Source organism: Chloracidobacterium sp., from assembly GCA_016711345.1.
Lineage (GTDB): Bacteria > Acidobacteriota > Blastocatellia > Pyrinomonadales > Pyrinomonadaceae > OLB17.
Map to the genome: position 1 here is coordinate 2245316 of JADJTD010000001.1, position 18478 is coordinate 2263793.

Genomic DNA, 18478 nt, shown 5'->3' on the forward strand with positions numbered 1-18478 from the left:
TCAATATTGTAAATTACGAACGGTGAATGATGAATGTTCGTCACTCACCATTCACCGTCTTGTCACATGGCTAAATTGAATTAGCCGTTTGCCGTCTTGGCCTTGTTATTCGCCTCGATCGTTTTCGATATAGCATCTGCGCCGGTGATCTCTATCTTACGAGCTTTGACCTCTTCGCGCTTCGGCAGGCTTATGTGGAGAATGCCGTTATCGAAGTCGGCCTTTGCTCCCTCGGCGGTAACTGTCGGCGGAAGCGTGAATGACCGCGTGAATGAACCATATGCTCGCTCAATGCGATGATAATTGTCTTCATCGGTCTTTTTTTCAAATTTCCGCTCACCTTTAAGCGTGAGTACATTATTTTCGAATGAAAGCTCAAAATCTTCTCGCGTCATTCCGGGCAGTTCGGCTTCGAGAATAAAGCTGTCCTTGTTCTCGAAAATATCGACTGTCGGAGCCCATGAGCCGTTAAACACTTCGTCTCTCGCCGCCGAGGCGGGTGCTGCGTTCCTGAATAAGCGGGCCACTTCTTCGTTTAAGCTGCGTAATTCTCTAAATGGATCGTATCTGACTATGTTCATGATCATTTCCTCCAAAATTTCAAGATAAATGACTAATTACTTAGTCTATAAGGATAATAAAATATGAGTGTGTGATTGTCAAGTCCTGATTGAAATTTTTTTGATGGCGGATTTTCTTTGTTTTTTGCAATTTACAGGTGACACTTTCGGCTTTGTCGGTTATATTTATTGAGCATCTTTCCTCAACAACCGAACTTTCGAATTCGCATCTTTCGAGGCTAAAACTCGTGCGACCGATTAGAAAATGAAGATTTTTCGTGAAGTTCTTTGGCCATTAGTAGCTGTTTTCGCGGCGTTTGTCGTCGGCGGGATAATTGTGCTGTTGATCGGCGACAACCCATTCCAGACTTTCTACCAACTCATCGGTAACTCGTTTGGCTCGCTCAACAATCTTGGCTACACCCTGTTTATCGCAACGCCGCTAATATTTACTGGGCTGGCGGTTGCTGTTGCTTTTCGCTGCGGGCTTTTAAATATCGGGGCGGAGGGGCAACTTTATGTAGCTGCGTTTGCGACGGCTTGGGTCGGTATCAAATTTGGCGGAACTGTGGTCACCATCTTTGGAAAGCAGGAAGACTGGTCTTGGTACAGCCTGCCGTCGGTGATCCTCGTGCTTGCGTGCATTTTAACTGCCGTTGTCGCGGGCGGAATCTGGGGTGCGATACCCGGCATTCTAAAAGCAAAATTCGGCTCGCACGAAGTCATCAACACGATCATGCTGAACTTTATCGGCATATCGCTGGTCAGTTATTTTACGCAGTATTACTACAAAATTCCGGGTGACCCGATCTTGCAAACCGCTGACATCGGCAAGGGCGCTCACATTCCTCGAATAAGCCAATACATCCCTGGAATGCCCGATTTTGTTCCGCTCAGCGTTGCGTTTCTGCTGGCGATATTGATGTGTGTACTCGTTTATATCTTTTTGTGGAAGACAAAATGGGGCTACGAACTGCGTGCGGTCGGTGAAAATCCATCTGCCGCAGAATACGGCGGTATTAATGTAAAGAAGCAGATAATTTTGGCGATGACGATCTCGGGCGGCTTGGCTGGAATGGTCGCGATCGGTGAGGTTCTTGGTTACAGATACAATTATTACGACGGTTTCTCAGACGGCTGGGGATTTTTGGGAATTGCGGTAGCGTTGCTTGGCCGTAATCATCCTCTTGGCATATTTATCGCAGCGATCTTTTTCGCCGTATTGAAACGCGGCGAGATCTTTGTCGATATAGAAACAAAATACGTTTCAAAGGACCTTGTCGAGGTGCTTCAGGCGATCATAATTATTTTTGTGGCGGCGCTACAGAGGTATTCGAGGAAATAAAATGAGCGAGTTACTAACACCGACATTTTTACTCATTTTGCTCTTTTCGACGATTCGAAGCGCGACGCCGTTGATCTTTGCGGCATTGGGCGGAATGTTCTCGGAGCGCGCAGGCGTCATCAACATCGCACTCGAAGGCCTGATGCTTTCAGGAGCATTTACCGCTGCGGTTGTTACCTATGAGCTGCAGAATCCGTATATCGGATTTGTTGCGGGAATAGTTGTAGGCGGTATCGTCGCACTTATTTTTGCAATTGCAGTCATTAGGTTCGAGGCCGATCAGGTTGTTACGGGATTTGCGATAAGTATGTTGATGCTCGGGCTTCCGGCTGTCATTAGCAGCAGGCTTTATGATTCTGCAGGTTCGACGCAGCAGATCGCGAAAGAGTTTTTACTGCTCGATATTTCAAATCGATTATCGATTGCCTCGATTCTGGCGTTCCTTATTGTTCCGGTTTGTTGGTATGTGCTTTATAAGACACCATTCGGATTGCGTATTCGTGCAGCCGGTGAGAATCCGGAAGCTGCAGATGCAGCAGGCGTGAATGTTATCCGTTTACGATATGTTGCGGTCGTTATTTCGGGAATGTTGGCAGCGGCAGGCGGCGCATACCTTTCGATAGGCCAATCGTCTCTCTTCACACGCGGCATGACCGCTGGCCGAGGCTACATAGCTCTTGCGGCATTGATCCTAGCCAAATGGAAGCCGATACCGGTGCTTTTTGCATGCCTTTTCTTCGGATTTACCGAAGCTCTGTCGATCCAAATGCAGGGCGTGATCAAAATGCCTTCGGGCGAAGATATTCCGGTCCAATTTATTCAAATGATCCCTTACGTGTTGACGATAATCGTGCTAGCAGGCTTTATCGGTTCATCGCGGGCTCCGAAAGCATTGGGAATTCCATACAGAAAAGAGAACTAAGCCGATAACGATTGCAATTAGAGGTGCCTTTGAATGAGGATTCCTTACTCCGAGATGGATGCTAACATCGTGGCTTTAGCAAAGGCTATAAATACCTTTGATGGCATTTATACGATAAGCAGTTGCGGAGGGCATGCAAAGAACAAAAAGTACCAGCTTTCGGCCGATAAATGGGAGGTCACATTTCAACTTGAGGCCGCAAGACAGAACTCGCCATCTGTTAGGGCATGGCTTGTTCTTGAGTTCCTCGTTTATGCATTTTCCAAGTGTTTTACCAGCGATAAGGGTGATGTGCGAATAACAACTTTTTCGCCTTCGCCGTATCTTAATGGTCTCGGCCACAGTATTTCCTTTACAGTGGAAGGTAGCGGTGTTAATCCCGACGATGTGGCCGAATGGCTTCTTGAATTCAAGAAGGAATGCTTCGACTGAATGCGAAACAAGCAGGTTCGACAAAGTCTGGCAGAAAGTTGAAAATACAGGATCGCGTGAGGAAAGTATTATGCCGAGGAATGTGAAGCCTAAAGGAGAAGATCGAGATGAAGCCAAGTATCAAGCCTATAGGCAATACTGGGGCCAACTACCTAAGCATATGGCGACGGGAGCATATGTTCAGGTAATCGCTATGGTTGAGCATATAATCATGGATCGCTTATGGTCATACATGGTCAACGTACGAAGCCTGAATGGAGAGGAGGTTTCTAAGCTTGACTTCGGTAAACTAATCAAAAAATGGAAAGAGTTAGACACGGATCCAATAAAAGATCGAGACTTTGAGCATCTCCAAGATGCCGTGGATAACTGGCGAAAACACGGTCGAAACGTCGGGATTCATGATGGTCTCAAATCGTTACCTGGCGACATGCTAAAACCGTTTTCAGTTACGAAGGATGAGAATCGTAAAGCGGCTGAAGAAGCTGTCATGTTGGCACACGCTCTTCGCCGATGGCTCGACAGAGTCAAATACAGTGTAGAAAAGAAAGAAGGTAAAACACTGCCTAATTCTCGTTTTAAGTGAAAAGAATACTGATTATCAGGATTCTTCCGTTAGGCTACACTCCTTCTTTAATTCAATATGCGTTACGAAAACGCCGCAAAAGCGGCTGCCTATATCAAGTCAAAATATTCCGGCGAGTGCCAAGCCGCGATAGTGCTCGGCAGCGGTCTTGGTGCGTTTGCGGATGAATTGACTGACGCTGTTAGAATTCCTTACGAAGAAATTCCCGGATTTGCGCGTTCAACTGTTGAGGGTCATGCGGGACAGCTTGTTTTAGGTGAGATCAACGGCATAGCGGTCGCGGTTCAGCAAGGGCGCTTTCACTATTACGAAGGCTACGACATGGAGCAGGTGATGCTGCCGGTCCGTACGTTTGGATTGATGGGAATAAAGAATCTTATCCTGACAAATGCTGCGGGCAGTCTTAATTCCGATATGACGCCCGGAAGCTTGATGCTTATTTCGGATCATCTTAATTGCCTCGGCGTCAATCCATTGCGAGGGCCAAACGACAATCGCTTCGGCCCGCGATTTCCTGATATGAGCGAGGTTTACGACCGCGAATTTCAGCAGATCACTCAGGATGAAGCCAATGCGATCGCCCGCGAACGATTTGAAAGAGGACACGATGAGACGCTGATCGATTTTATGAATCGCGGCGTCTATTGCGCTCTGTCGGGCCCGACATATGAAACTCCGGCTGAGATCAGGATGTATCGTCAACTCGGCGCGGATGCTGTTGGAATGTCTACAGTTCCCGAGGCAATTGCTGCGCGGCACCAAGGAATGCGCGTTCTCGGTATCTCGTGTATAACCAATCTCGCGGCCGGAATGAGCGACGAGCCGATCAATCACGAAGAGGTAATGGAAACAGGAGCGCGTGTCGCTGAAGTTTTCAAAGAACTTCTCAGACGAATAATTAAGAAAGTATGTTCATAGGTATTTGCGGCGGAACAGGTTCGGGAAAGACGACAATTGCGCGGGCTATCGTTGAGGCGGTCAGCGCGGAAAATGTTGTGCTCGTCGAGCAGGATTCGTATTACAGAAACCTTGCGGACATGCCTCTTGACGAACGGCATCAGGCAAATTTCGATCATCCCGATTCGATCGACGGCGACATGTTGGTCAATCACCTCAAACGCTTGAAGCAGGGATTACAGGTCGAGATGCCGTTGTATGATTTTAAATCGCATACACGCAGCGACCGTATCGCGATCATTGAACCAAGGGCTGTGGTGGTCGTTGAGGGTATTTTGATATTTGCAGAACCGCGTATCCTCGATCTGCTGGATGTGCGGGTTTTTGTCGATACGCCGGACGACATTCGATTTATTCGTCGGCTCCAGCGCGACATAAAAGAACGCGGTCGCACAGTCGAATCAGTGATCGGACAATATTATAGAACAGTAAGGCCGATGCATCATGAATTCGTCGAGCCGTCGAAGCGTCACGCGGACATTATTATTCCCGAAGGCGGACAAATGGGCGTCAGTGTCAAATTCCTTTGCAGCCTCGTGCGTGAGAAACTAAAAGAAGAAAAGAAAGCAGTAAATTAAGTGATGGAACACTCAGAAAAAGAACTCGTTGAAGCAGCAAGCCGCGTGCGTGAAAACGCCTACGCGCCGTTTTCGGAATTTAAGGTTGGTGCAGCACTCGAAACCGACGACGGCGAGATCATCGTCGGCAGCAACGTCGAATCAGCAAGCTACGGCCTCACCGTCTGTGCCGAACGCGTCGCCGTATGGAACGCAATCTCGCAAGGCAAACGAAAAATAAAACGCATCGCCGTCGTCGCCGATACCGAAGACCTGACGCCTCCGTGCGGTGTCTGCCGGCAGATCATCTGGGAGTTTGGCGGCAACATTCCCGTGATCTTTGCGAACCTCAACGGCAAGGTCGAGACAGTCGAGATGAAAGACCTTCTTCCGCGTGCTTTTGATACTAAATTCCTCAAATAGATTAAGAATCTTGTCAGTTATGAATACGCTCAAGACACCGATTGTTTTTCTCCTAGTGTTTGCTTTCACCATCAGCTCTTTTGCGCAACAGCTGCCGCGTGGGATTAGCCGAACGATTCCGGCGGTGAAAGATACCAGCACCATAGGCAATATGGTAATTCTCCACGGAACCGTCGTAACGATGGATGCCAGCCGTCGAGTGATCGAGGATGGTGGAATTGCCATCGAGAATGGCGTAATCGTTGAAGTTGGAAAGGCTGCCGACATAAAGGGCAAGTACCCCAGACTTTCGAGAATATTCGCAACTGGCAAGGCGATCATTCCCGGCCTTATCAATACGCACACGCATGTGCCGATGTCTTTATTTCGCGGGATCTCGGACGATCTTGATCTGAATGACTGGCTGACGAAATATATCTTTCCGGCTGAGGCGAAGAATGTTGATGAGCAGTTTGTTCGGGCGGGAACGCGATTAGGTTTGGCTGAGATGATACGCGGCGGGACGACGACGTATTGCGATATGTATTATTTTGAGGACGCTATCGCCGATGAGACTAAGAAGGCGGGCGTTCGCGGCGTTTTGGGTGAGACGATAATTGATTTTCCTGTCGCCGATAACAAGACAAATGCTGAGGCGATGGCATACACGGAGCGTTTTTTAAAGAAGTGGCAAAACGACGCGCTGATCGTTCCGGCTATGGCTCCGCATGCGCCTTATACGGTTTCGACGGACCATTTGAAAGCGATCCGTGCGATGTCGGACAAATATAATGCCGCCGTAGTTATTCACGTTGCCGAGACAAAAAAGGAACGCGACGACATCCAAAAGCAATATGGCGACACGCCAATGGCCTACCTCGGCAAGATCGGTTTTCTGTCAAATCGCGTTATCGCCGCGCATACTGTTTGGCTCACTGACGCGGAGATCGACATGATGAATATCCTGGGCGTCGGCTCGGCGCATAATCCGCAGTCGAATATGAAACTCGCGTCGGGCGTAGCGCCTGTTCCGGCGATGCTCGCTAAGAATATCGCCGTCGGCCTCGGTACCGACGGAGCCGCGTCGAACAACGACCTCAACATGTGGGAAGAAATGGACACTGCCGCAAAGCTTCACAAGCAATACTCCAACGACCCGAAAACTCTTCCCGCAGAAATGGCTTTCGAGATGGCAACGATCCGCGGAGCACGTGCATTGCATCTCGACAAGATCACAGGCTCGCTCGAAGTCGGCAAACGTGCCGACATCGCTATCGTCGATCTTGACAGCTTAAATCAGACGCCGTTTTTCAACATTTATTCGTCGCTTGTTTACTCTACAAAGGCAAACGACGTCCGAACGGTCATCATAAACGGCCGCGTTGTGATGCTCGACCGCCGGTTGCTCACCCTTAACGAAAGTGCTATAAAGAAAGATGCAAACGCATACCGCGATAAAATCATCAAGAGCTTAGGTAAATGATTTAGCGGGCCATACAAATAAGGCCGGTCGCGGGTTTTTAAGCGTGATTTTTCGCAACGTCAGGTCATTAAAAGTGAGCCTTCCTTAAGATGTAAGTTCGCTTGGCCTTTACGGAAAATTTAAGTCAGACCAAAGGAGGACTCTAAATGCCGTTAAATGTCAGAAGGTTATACACTTCGGGTTTTTTGGTTTTATTCGCATTTATTCTTTTCGCAGGCGCTCAGACGCCTCCGCAGACCGTTCCACAGCCAGTAACTCCTCCGACGACAGCTCCAACATCAGGCGACATAATGCGCGACCGGATCTCACGGGCAAAGGCATTTATTGCCGTTCGCAATTACAACGCAGCAATTTACGAGCTTGAGAACATCCGCCGCGAGTCGAACGACACGGCATTAAAAGGCGTCGTCAACGTTCTGCTGATGAACAGCTATCTCGAACAGGGCGACTACAAACGTGCTCAGGACTTTCTTGGCGAGTTTTACAACGCTCAAAAAACAAACAAGCCTAATGCACCGGCGTTCTATATGGCGGTTGCGTCGCAGATCGTAAAAGGAGCCCGTGATCGCGTCGAACGCTATCGTGCCCTAGGCCTCAGTATTTCAGACCGCACGCTGCCGCTTGAGGCTGCAAACGATCTCGAAAAAATGCGCGAGACGCTCGAACTCGTCATCACACAGTCAAAAGAACTCGGCAAGGACAAGGTAAAAACGCCGGACGCGATGGCTTTGCTCGAAGAAGCCAGCAATTCGCGGGGAATGCTTGGAAGAGACGATTACGACGCACGCCGTTGGGGAAATGAGGTTGCCGACACTCGCGAAGACCTTGCAAATTCGGGCCGAGTCGTGATGGACGCGACAAACGGAGCGTCAAATGAACAGCCCGTCGGCAATATGGTTGCCGTAAACACCAAACCGCTCGAAAAGCCGCCTGTCATAGTCGTCGGAGGCAGTAATAATCCGGTCCGAGATCAAAAGAGCACGGAAAACAAGCCGTCTGACCAGAACGTCGCGGTGAACGACAAACCAACATACGTTCCGATGCCGCCGGCTCCGATCAAGAAAGAAGAGCCGAAAAAGGAAGAGCCAAAACCTGTTATAGAAACTCCAAAGACGGAACCGGTCGCTGACGGATCGCCGATGGATGTCGGAGCCAAGCTCAAGGATTTTGCCACCAACCAGCCGTCGCCCGTATATCCTCAAGTTGCAAAAGCAACGCGGACGACCGGCGTTGTCAACGTGCGTGTAACCGTCAGCGAAACCGGCGAAGTCGCAACCATCGATAAATCGACCGGCCCGGGAATGCTGCAGAGCGCGGCAAGGGACGCGATAAAAAAATGGAAGTTCAAGCCCTTCCAACGCGACGGTCAGCCGGTCAAGGCTATCGGATTTGTTAGCTTTAGCTTCGCACTTTAGGCTTCACCGCAAAGAAAAAGAAGGCCAAGATGCCGAATGTCGTCGACGAGAGTGTGAATTGAAGACGAGAAGCATCACCATGCGTCAAAAAAGCCCTGATTCCCAGCTAAACGTATGATCTGCAATGGTTTAGCGTCAAAGCAGCAAAATAGCGCCATCTTTCGCCGCCAAAAAGCCATCGCAGACCCTCAAAAAGCCATCGCTCACCCCCAAAAAGCCATCTAAAAAATCGCCTTGTGAAAAAATTGCCTGCGTCGATAACAGCGCGCCCGGGACCGTAAAGGCATGTCATCTGCTCACGCCTATAAGGGCGTCGATCAGAGCGTCGATCACGTGTTTCTTTTTAGCTAGCGTTTTAGCCGGATCTTTGACACCAGTTACACAGACGAAAAGGACAAAGAAAACAAAAACACAAAGATCATCAAAAACTGACCCGCTACATGTTTTGTGGTAAATTCCATTTGTGCGACTGTTGATCTTTATTGTTTTATTTTCGGTAACAGCATTTTCGCAAATTCCGGCTATTGAGCCGGGCGTTTCGCAGGACTTGGCGAAGTGGCGCGCCGCTAATTACTCCAACATCAGCTACAAACTAAACCTGACACTCGAAAAGATGTCGCCCGTGCTTCGCGGTAGTATGGAAATACACGTCACGCAAGCCGCAACGGCGTGCGCCGAGCCAAATTGCCCGCCGATGGCCATTATTCTTGATTGGCGAAAGATCCCCGGCCACGAAAAGGAGTCGACAATATCGAATGTCACTATAAACGGACAACCAGCAGGGTTGTATGATCCCTTGGGAGAGGATAGTTTTTGGCCAACATATCAAGAGGTCAGCGACCACCTTATTTTTTCCCGCCGTCGCGCCGTTCACGGCGAAGGCGTGAAGATGGGCGAGAATGTCATCAAGCTCGATTTTACGTCGCCGATATTGACCAGCGGCAGCGCGATCACGCGGTACGTCGATAAAGAGGACGGCGCGGAATACATCTATTCGCTCTTCGTCCCGTCCGACGCCAGCACGGCGTTCCCAGTCTTCGACCAGCCTGATCTGAAGGCGAGGTTTAGCGTAACGGTCGCACACCCAGCAGAATGGAAGGTCGTTTCAAATGAATTGGTGAGTTTTCACCTTCATGAGGTAGGCAGAAATACTGAAGGTCCTTGCCCTCCACCTTGCGAGCTAGGTGCGATATCCCAGTTTCATGAAACCAAACCCATCAGCACCTACGTCTTCGCATTCGCCGCCGGGCGGTTTGAGGAGTTTAATTATCCGATCCAAGACCCTAATGACGGCACAAAAAAAATCACATCGGAAAAACGTAAACCCTTCGAAAAGTGGGTTGAAAATGATGTTTCTGGTTTGCTGACACCGGCTGAGGCGGACAGGCTAGAGAAAGAACGAATTGAGAGGCAAACAAGGAATATTCCTTCCGATTCGCCTGATTTTGGAAACATTTATGTTCGCCGATCCCAAGCCGCAAAGTTCAAACCTCACGCCGCCGAGGTCTTTCGGCTTAATCGCGAGGCTGTCAAATATCTCGAAACCTATTTCGACTACAAATTCCCGTTTCCGAAGTACGATCTCGTGCTGATACCCGAATTTCCGTTTGGCGGGATGGAGCATGCCGGCGCGACGTTTCTTAGGGAGCAGTCCGTTATCTTTCCGCAGGAGCCGACCAAAAACGACATCATATCGCGGGCGAACCTGATCTTTCACGAGGCGGCGCATCAGTGGTTTGGCGACACGGTGACGATGAAATGGTTCGACGACCTGTGGCTGAAAGAGGGGTTTGCGACCTTTATGGCTTACAAGGCCCTGGACAAGATCATGCCCGAGGCAAACGCCTGGAAGGTCTTTTACGAACGCGTCAAACAGGCCGCCTACCAGACCGATTCGACACGCGGCACGACCGCCATCTACCAACCCATCGCCAATCTCAACTCCGCAAAATCGGCATACGGCAACATCGTTTACAACAAAGCCCCCGCGTTCCTCCGCCAGGCCGAGTTCTACCTCGGCGAAGACAAATTCCAAACCGCGGTGCGCGCGTTTTTGAAGAAACACGAGTATGGAAATGCCGAATGGAGTGATCTTGTCGAGGAATTTTCTAATGCCGAAATCCAGGCCGTACTGAACAAGAGTCCCGAATACGAGAAATGGAAGCAATCAACGATAGATCGCACAAAGGAGTGGGCAAAAAACTGGGTAACCCATCCCGGCGTTTCGATTGTGAGATATAAGCCGGCCGGCTTCCACTATCGCGATATGCCGACCGTTTCAATTGACGGGTTCGCAATCAGTCAAAAGGACGCGAATAACAATTTTCGTTGGAGACAAAGAACACAGGCTCTTTCAATAGATGCAGCAGGCCGAACAAGGGATCGAGCAATTCTTATCTCCGATGGAGTTGAACGACCCACCTATGAAGAGACCTTGCCTAACACTGTCTTCTACTTTCCAAATTATCAAGACTACGGCTACGGCATCTTTCTGCTCGACGACAAAAGCCGCGATTATGTCCTGAAAAATATTGGACGCGAAAAAGACGATTTCCTCCGCACAATGATGTGGGGCAGCCTCTGGGACAGCGTCCGAGAAGCCGAACTTGCTCCGAAGGATTATGTTGAGTTGGTCCTGAAGAATTTAGCCACAGAGAAAGATGAGAGTACGATCCAAACACTGTTGTCGCGAGTAACGACTGCGATGAATTACTACGTGTCAGAACCGCCTGCGTTAGCGGGCGGCAAGAACCGTTCGTCTGAGGCCGCGTTCGAAAAAAACAAGCAACGTGCGTCAGTATCGGCGCCATTGCCCCCCGCTTACGCAGGGGGTTCTGACTTGCAGGCTCGGCTCGAAAATCTCTTGATCGACAAAATACAAAACGCTTCGACGCAAGGCCAGCGAATAACATATTACCGTGCGTTCCTGAGCATCGCCTCGACCGATAAAGCGCGAGACAAACTCAAGCAGATATTAAAAGCCGGTTCCGGCACCACGAAGTCATCAAATCAGATGACTCTCAAAACCAAAGACAAATTCGACATCGTTACGCGGCTTGCAATTTTAGGCGATCCAGATGCTCCGAAATTGCTCACGAATCTTGAAAAGACCGAGACAAGCGACGACGCCAAACGTTATGCCTATGCGGCACATGCTGCCTTTGCTACGCCTGAAAACAAGGCAAAATTTTGGAATGACTTTGTAAATAATAAAGACATCTCTGAGAGCTGGATCGAGGTGGCGGCCGGGCCGTTCAATTCCATACGACATTCCGAACTTACGCTTCCATATCTCGAAAAAGCGCTTGCGATTCTGCCGACATTAAAACGCGAGCGAAAGATATTTTTTGTGAACGATTGGCTCGGTGACTTTATCGGCGGCCAACGCGACGAAAAGGCGCTTGCGGTTATCAATAAGTTTCTCGCCGACAACCCAAATCTTGCGGGCGATCTGCGGCTCAAGATACTCGAAAACTCCGACTTGATCGAGCGTGCCGTTAAGATCAGAGCAAAATACAGTAGGAATTAACCACAAAGGCACAAAGGACACAAAGTAAAAATTTCTTTGTGATCTTTGTGCCTTTGTGGTGAATAATATCCTTAACAAATCGGCTGAAATCTGATATTGTTCACTTCTATCTACCAAACGAGGTTTTCCGCTATGAGAATTCTGCTGATCTTTACGCTTTTGTTGGCAATTTCCGTATCAGTCTTTGCACAAGACAAGGTCTCCTTACCTGATCGACAGGTCATGGCCCGCGTTACGGTTTCAAGCGACGCCGAAATGCAGCGAGTGATCGGCCTTGGGCTCGACCTGATGGAATATCGTGAGGGTGATGACCTTTTATTTCTAACTACTCAGCAGCAGGTCAACGACCTAAGAAACTTGGGTCTCAATGCTCGTGTGGACGAGAAATTAACAGCCGAATTCGCAGTTCAAAGCAGGCCAGAGACATTTCAGGGCGGCTATCGGACCGTCGAGGAAACCTATGCATTCTTAAATCAAATGGAGACGACCTATCCAAAGCTTGCAGAGGTTTTTAGATACGGCCAAAGCTGGGAAAAAATGCAAAACCCGCTCAACGGCTATGATCTCACCGGTATAAAACTTACAAACAGAGATAATCGCGGCAATAAACCGAAATTGTTAATTCAGGGCGGCATACACGCCCGCGAGCTTGTTCCGCCCGAGATGGCAACGCGGTTCGCCCAGTATTTGTTGTCGAATTACGATAAGGATGCCGACGCGACCTGGCTGCTCAACGAACACGAGATATACATTATTCCGATCTTCAATCCCGACGGCCGCAAGATCGCCGAGACCGGCCTAATGAAACGGAAAAACACAAATAATCTAACAGGTAACTGCACAGGGACACTTACCGGAATTGATCTTAATCGTAATTATTCTTTTTGGTGGGGAAGCGTCAATTTTCCATCTGATCCTCCGTGCGGCGAAACGTGGCCGGGCCTCGAACCGGCTTCGGAGCCGGAAGTTAATTCGGTTCAGGCCTTGATATTGTCACTATTCCCCGATCAGCGTGAGCCGGACAGAAGTTCTCCGGCACCGATCGATGCTACCGGCGTTTTTCTCGATATGCACTCCTACGGCAATCTTGTTCTGTATCCATGGGGCGAAGATGACCTGCCGCCGCCAAATCCCCAGCTAGCCACGATCGCCGGGAGGATGGCAGGCTACAACGGCTACAACCCGATCCAGAGCATAAACCTTTATCCTACGAGCGGAACGGCACATGACTTTGCCTACGGCGAACTTGGAGTCGCAGGCCTCGGTATGGAAACAGGCCTTAGCTCAGGAAGCTGCGGCGGATTTATGCCGCCGTATTCCTGTCTGGACGGCGGCACGAACGGTAATTTTTGGAACCTTAATCGTCCTGTCTTGCTTTATCTAGCAAAGATCGTCCGTACGCCATTTATGACCAGCGAAGGACCTACCACTGAAACCCTGACGAGTAACCGAACAAGGCTCAATCGTTATTCGCTTCGAGCTCAGATCACGGATCAATTCAGCGGTAATCAGAGCATTGCGGGAGCCGAGGTTTACATCAATGTGCCCCCTTGGCGCGGCGGAACACCCATAGCGATGACACCTGAGGACGGCAATTTCAACAGCTCGACAGAATTTGCAGCCGCTAACATAACATGTCCGCCGGGAAGGCATATGTTGTTTGTTAGAGGGCGAGATTCGGCAGGGAATTGGGGCACGATGACCGCAGTTTTTACTATGCCAAACGCAAGTGGTGGTGATAACTGATTCGTCTAGTTCGTCGCTGCAAAAAGCCCGCACGTAAGTAAGGGCGGTACACTCAACTTGAATGTACCGCCCTTACTTAGGTGTGGGCTTTTGCATAGGTCATTCTCTAATCTTGACACAAAAGTAATGATTTGAGATTATTTGGTCATAGGTTCGTCTTATGAAGATCTCGGCACAAGAAGAATATGGGCTGCGTTGCCTGGTACAGCTTGCAAATTTAGGCGATGGTGAGAGCTTGACGCTGCCGCAGATCGCCGAACGCGAAGGCATTTCGACTGCGAACGCTGGCAAGCTTATGTGGCTCCTAAACAAAGCAGGTTTCGTACATTCAACACGCGGAACCAAGGGCGGGTACTTTCTGGCGCGTCCGGCGGGTGATATTCGCCTCAGTGAGATAATTAGGGTTCTGGATCAGGACGTGCTCACCAAGCACTGCGACAGTTACACAGGCGTTTTGGAATCATGTGTTCACAAGGGCGATTGCGGCATAAGGCCTGTGATCGTTGGGCTGCACGAGATCGTGGAAAACGCACTTTCGCAAATCACGCTCGCGCAGCTTGTCGGATCTGAAAGCTCGGTCGATGCGATGTTCCACTCGATTCGAGGTATTCACCGCACCATCGAACCGCAAAGAATTTAAGAAGGTTTGCCACGAATGACACAATTTACACAAATTGGATTTTTTGTGAAATTCGTGGCTAAAAAATATGTCAACAGCAGCGGAACTATTAACTAATCGGGAATATAAATACGGATTTGTCACCGACATTGAGACCGAGACGATCGCTCGCGGATTGTCAGAGGATACGGTACGACTCATTTCGTCGAAAAAGAACGAGCCCGAATGGATGCTCGAATTTCGTCTGAAAGCATATCGTCAATGGCTAAAGATGACCGAGCCGGATTACTGGGCAAATTTTGATTATCCGCGAATCGATTTTCAGAATATCTCGTATTATTCGGCTCCGAAAGAAAAAGCCAAGAAAGCCAGTCTCGACGAGGTCGATCCTGAGTTGATCAAGACATTTGAGAAACTCGGTATTCCGATCACAGAGCAGAAAATGCTCGCGAATGTGGCGGTTGATGCTGTGTTCGATTCGGTTTCAGTTGCGACCACATATAAGAAAAAGCTGCTTGAGGCGGGCGTGATATTTTGCTCGTTTACAGAGGCGGTCGAACTTTATCCAGACAAGATCAAGAAATATCTCGGCTCGGTCGTTCCCGTAAATGACAATTATTACGCGGCTTTGAACTCGGCAGTTTTTTCGGACGGTTCGTTTGTGTTTATTCCAAAAGGCGTTCGCTGCCCGATGGAGCTTTCGACTTATTTTCGTATTAACACGCAGGAAGCCGGACAGTTTGAACGTACGTTGATCGTCGCCGAAGAAGGCGGTTACGTTGCTTATAACGAAGGCTGCACGGCTCCGCAATTTGATACAAATCAGTTGCACGCGGCGGTTGTCGAGCTTGTTGCGATGGATGATGCCGAGATCAAATACTCGACGGTGCAGAACTGGTATGCCGGCGACGAAAATGGCAAGGGCGGCATTTATAACTTTGTAACAAAGCGCGGTGCATGTCGCGGCGTGCGATCAAAGATCTCGTGGACGCAGGTCGAGACGGGTTCGGCGATCACTTGGAAATATCCGAGTGTCATCCTGCAGGGCGACAATTCCATCGGTGAATTTTACTCGGTCGCTCTTACAAATAACGCACAGATCGCCGACACCGGAACCAAGATGATCCATCTCGGCAAGAACACTAAATCGACGATCATCTCGAAAGGCATCTCAGCCGGAAAATCAAATAATTCGTATCGCGGGCTCGTCAAGATAATGCCTAAGGCCGAAGGGGCTCGAAATTATACGCAATGCGACTCAATGCTGATCGGCGGCCAATCGGAAGCCAATACTTTCCCTTACATCGAGGTAATGAACGCCACGGCAAAGGTTGAGCACGAAGCTACCACGTCGAAGATCAGCGAGGACCAGTTGTTTTATTTGCAACAAAGAGGCATTTCGCAGGAGGACGCAGTTTCCCTAATAATCAACGGCTTTTGCAAGGAAGTTTTTCGCGAACTGCCGATGGAATATGCGGTAGAGGCGACGAAGTTGCTGGGATTGAAGTTGGAAGGAAGTGTTGGTTAAGAATGTTTTCGAAGACAGTCAAAATCGAATTGAACTCCGATGAGGCTCTGATTTTATTCGAGTTTCTTAGCAGATATTCCGATACAGATGATTTAAAAATCGCAGACCAGTCGGAACAGCGGGTTCTGTGGAATTTGTGTTGTGATTTAGAAAAGCATCTTATCGAACCATTCTTCAAAAACTATCGAGAGTTGCTTGAAGCCGCGCGATCAAAAATAAAGGATTCAACGGAATGAATAAGATACAACCACCCGACCAGCCGCAACCTAAAGGCCATTACAGCCCGGGGATCGAGCATAACGGTTTGATCTATGTTTCTGGGCAATTGCCAATGTCGCTGGATACGCGGGAGCCATTTACGGGGTCGATCGAGGAGCAAACGGAATTGGCTTTGAGGAATGTCGAGGCGGTTTTGCATGCAGCGGGGAGCGGCCTCGATCATGTTTTGCAGATGACGATATATGTTTCGGATATGGAGCTTTGGGGTCGTGTGAATGAAACTTATGCTTGCGTTATGGGCGAGCATCGTCCCGCGAGGGCGATGATACCGGTCAAGGACCTTCATTTTGGAACGAAGATTGAGATACAGGCGATTGCTGCCGTTAAAGACTAGGATGCAGTATTTCGGGATAGATTGGCTAGCGACGGTTGCCGGATTGGCGGGCGTTTACTTATTAGGCAGTAAGAATAAGTACGGCTTTTTGATAATGATGATCGCGAGTGTTAGTTGGATGACTGTCGGGTTTTTGATCCAGAGTTGGGCGTTGATTCTTGGTAGTGCGGTTTTCTTTTCGCTTCACGTTCGCGGATGGGTCAAATGGCGACGCGAAGCGAGAGTGGATTCGATGTTATGAAGTTAGAAATTTTTCAGGTAGATGCGTTTACAAATAAACCGTTCGGCGGCAACCCGGCGGCGGTTGTTCCGCTTGATGCGTGGCTGTCGGACGAGACTATGCTCGCGATAGCGGCAGAGAACAATCTTGCCGAGACGGCATTTTTTGTAAAGAACGGCGAACAATATGACATTCGATGGTTCACACCAAAGGTGGAAGTAAATTTGTGTGGACACGCAACTCTGGCGAGTGCGCATGTGATCTTCAACGAATTGGAACTTGAATCTTCCGATATCAAATTTCACTCGCACAGGAGCGGCGAACTCGGCGTGACGAAAGACGGCGATTTACTTGTTCTCGATTTCCCTGCGTATCCAATGAAAGAGATCGAGCCAATAAAGATGCTGGTCGCGGCAGCGCCGCTAAGATATTGGGAATCGCAGGGCAATATGCTGTTCCTTTTGCTTGAAGATCAAAAAGCCGTCCAAGATCTGCAGCCCGATATGCATGATGTAATTAAGCTGCCCTACGACGAAGTGATTATAACGGCACCGGGTGACGATTGCGATTTTGCATCGAGAATGTTTGCGCCGCGCATTGGCATTCCCGAAGATCCGGTTACTGGTGCGATACATTGCTCGCTAATACCACATTGGGCTGGCGTGCTTGGGAAAAATGAGTTGTTTGCACGACAAGTTTCTGCTCGAGGCGGGGAACTTTTTTGTCAACTCGCAGGCGACAGAGTAAAGATCGGTGGTAACGCTGTGCTTTATTTGAAAGGTGAGATTTTTGTAGAGGAAACATCAAAAAATGTTGTTGGAAGTTAAAGATCTGCATGCCGGCATCGACGGCAAAGAAATTTTGAAAGGCTTGAATCTTCAGGTCAAAAAGGGTGAAGTTCACGCCATAATGGGGCCTAATGGGTCGGGCAAATCGACTTTGTCGAAGGTGCTTGCGGGACATCCGAGCTACGAGGTGACTTCGGGCGAGGTGCTTTACGAGGGCAAGAACCTGCTCGACCTCGAACCTGACGAACGTGCCCGTTCAGGTGTCTTTATGGCGTTTCAATACCCGATCGAGGTGCCAGGGGTTTCTAATTCGCAATTTCTCCGTCTTGCTTATAATGAAAAAATGAAGCATATAGGCGAGGAAGAACTCGACCCGCTCGAATTCAACGACTATCTGAAGGAAAAGGCCAAGATCGTTGATATGAGCAGCGAGTTTTTCAAACGCTCGGTCAACGAAGGCTTTTCTGGCGGCGAAAAGAAACGTAACGAGATACTGCAAATGGCCGTTCTTGCCCCTAAACTTGCGATCCTTGATGAAACCGATTCCGGACTCGACATCGACGCATTACGGATCGTCGCCGAAGGCGTGAATACGCTCCGAAGCGCTGATAACGCCATCATCCTTGTCACACATTACCAACGGCTGCTCAATTTCATTGTGCCTGACGTGGTTCACGTCCTCGCCGGCGGCAAGATCGTCAAAGAAGGCGGCAAGGAACTCGCTCTCGAACTCGAAGAAAAAGGCTACGATTGGGTCAAAGGAGCTGCTCACTAAA

General features: G+C 49.2%; 18 protein-coding genes. 17 read left to right on the top strand and 1 reads right to left on the bottom strand.

What is annotated here, in order from left to right:
• Positions 1–80 precede the first annotated feature (80 nt).
• Positions 81–581: an Hsp20/alpha crystallin family protein gene (locus IPL32_09295; GenBank protein ID MBK8466014.1), complete on the bottom strand. Its 501-nt coding sequence runs from the start codon at positions 579–581 to the stop codon at positions 81–83.
• 244 nt (positions 582–825) lie between these two features.
• Between IPL32_09295 and IPL32_09300 the strand changes: the two genes are divergently transcribed.
• From IPL32_09300 to sufC, 17 genes are all read left to right on the top strand, one after another.
• Entirely contained in the window at positions 826–1905 is a 1080-nt protein-coding gene (locus IPL32_09300) for an ABC transporter permease (protein MBK8466015.1), read from the top strand.
• A gap of 1 nt (position 1906) precedes the next feature.
• Positions 1907–2827: an ABC transporter permease gene (locus IPL32_09305; GenBank protein ID MBK8466016.1), complete on the top strand. Its 921-nt coding sequence runs from the start codon at positions 1907–1909 to the stop codon at positions 2825–2827.
• Positions 2828–2860: 33 nt separating this feature from the next.
• Positions 2861–3259: a hypothetical protein gene (locus IPL32_09310; protein ID MBK8466017.1), complete on the top strand. Its 399-nt coding sequence runs from the start codon at positions 2861–2863 to the stop codon at positions 3257–3259.
• Positions 3260–3341: 82 nt separating this feature from the next.
• The gene (locus tag IPL32_09315) at positions 3342–3845 is read left to right on the top strand and encodes a hypothetical protein (GenBank protein ID MBK8466018.1); all 504 of its coding nucleotides are present in this window, start codon (positions 3342–3344) and stop codon (positions 3843–3845) included.
• 57 nt (positions 3846–3902) lie between these two features.
• On the top strand, positions 3903–4763 hold the full coding sequence (locus IPL32_09320) for a purine-nucleoside phosphorylase (protein MBK8466019.1): 861 nt from the start codon (positions 3903–3905) through the stop codon (positions 4761–4763).
• Positions 4754–5380 carry a uridine kinase gene (gene udk, locus IPL32_09325; protein MBK8466020.1) on the top strand — a complete coding sequence of 209 codons (627 nt, stop codon included), beginning with the start codon at positions 4754–4756 and terminating at the stop codon, positions 5378–5380. Before IPL32_09320 ends, udk begins: the two co-directional genes overlap by 10 nt.
• Positions 5381–5383: 3 nt before the next feature.
• Entirely contained in the window at positions 5384–5782 is a 399-nt protein-coding gene (locus tag IPL32_09330) for a cytidine deaminase (GenBank protein MBK8466021.1), read from the top strand.
• A 19-nt stretch (positions 5783–5801) separates the two neighbouring features.
• Positions 5802–7244, top strand: coding sequence for an amidohydrolase (locus tag IPL32_09335; protein ID MBK8466022.1), 1443 nt, complete (start codon positions 5802–5804; stop codon positions 7242–7244).
• Between the two features lie 146 nt (positions 7245–7390).
• The gene (locus IPL32_09340) at positions 7391–8659 is read left to right on the top strand and encodes a TonB family protein (GenBank protein ID MBK8466023.1); all 1269 of its coding nucleotides are present in this window, start codon (positions 7391–7393) and stop codon (positions 8657–8659) included.
• Between the two features lie 463 nt (positions 8660–9122).
• Positions 9123–12188, top strand: a complete 3066-nt coding sequence (locus IPL32_09345) for an ERAP1-like C-terminal domain-containing protein (protein ID MBK8466024.1) — start codon at positions 9123–9125, stop codon at positions 12186–12188.
• Positions 12189–12320: 132 nt separating this feature from the next.
• Positions 12321–13934 carry a hypothetical protein gene (locus IPL32_09350; GenBank protein ID MBK8466025.1) on the top strand — a complete coding sequence of 538 codons (1614 nt, stop codon included), beginning with the start codon at positions 12321–12323 and terminating at the stop codon, positions 13932–13934.
• A 160-nt stretch (positions 13935–14094) separates the two neighbouring features.
• Positions 14095–14574, top strand: coding sequence for an Rrf2 family transcriptional regulator (locus tag IPL32_09355; GenBank protein MBK8466026.1), 480 nt, complete (start codon positions 14095–14097; stop codon positions 14572–14574).
• Positions 14575–14641: 67 nt separating this feature from the next.
• Positions 14642–16081 carry a Fe-S cluster assembly protein SufB gene (sufB, locus tag IPL32_09360; protein MBK8466027.1) on the top strand — a complete coding sequence of 480 codons (1440 nt, stop codon included), beginning with the start codon at positions 14642–14644 and terminating at the stop codon, positions 16079–16081.
• A 232-nt stretch (positions 16082–16313) separates the two neighbouring features.
• Positions 16314–16694: a RidA family protein gene (locus tag IPL32_09365; protein ID MBK8466028.1), complete on the top strand. Its 381-nt coding sequence runs from the start codon at positions 16314–16316 to the stop codon at positions 16692–16694.
• 1 nt (position 16695) lies between these two features.
• Positions 16696–16935, top strand: a complete 240-nt coding sequence (locus IPL32_09370) for a nicotinamide mononucleotide transporter (protein MBK8466029.1) — start codon at positions 16696–16698, stop codon at positions 16933–16935.
• Positions 16932–17741, top strand: a complete 810-nt coding sequence (locus tag IPL32_09375; protein MBK8466030.1) for a PhzF family phenazine biosynthesis protein — start codon at positions 16932–16934, stop codon at positions 17739–17741. The genes IPL32_09370 and IPL32_09375 overlap by 4 nt, the downstream gene beginning before the upstream one ends.
• Positions 17725–18477, top strand: a complete 753-nt coding sequence (gene sufC / locus IPL32_09380) for a Fe-S cluster assembly ATPase SufC (protein MBK8466031.1) — start codon at positions 17725–17727, stop codon at positions 18475–18477. Before IPL32_09375 ends, sufC begins: the two co-directional genes overlap by 17 nt.
• Position 18478 lies beyond the last annotated feature (1 nt).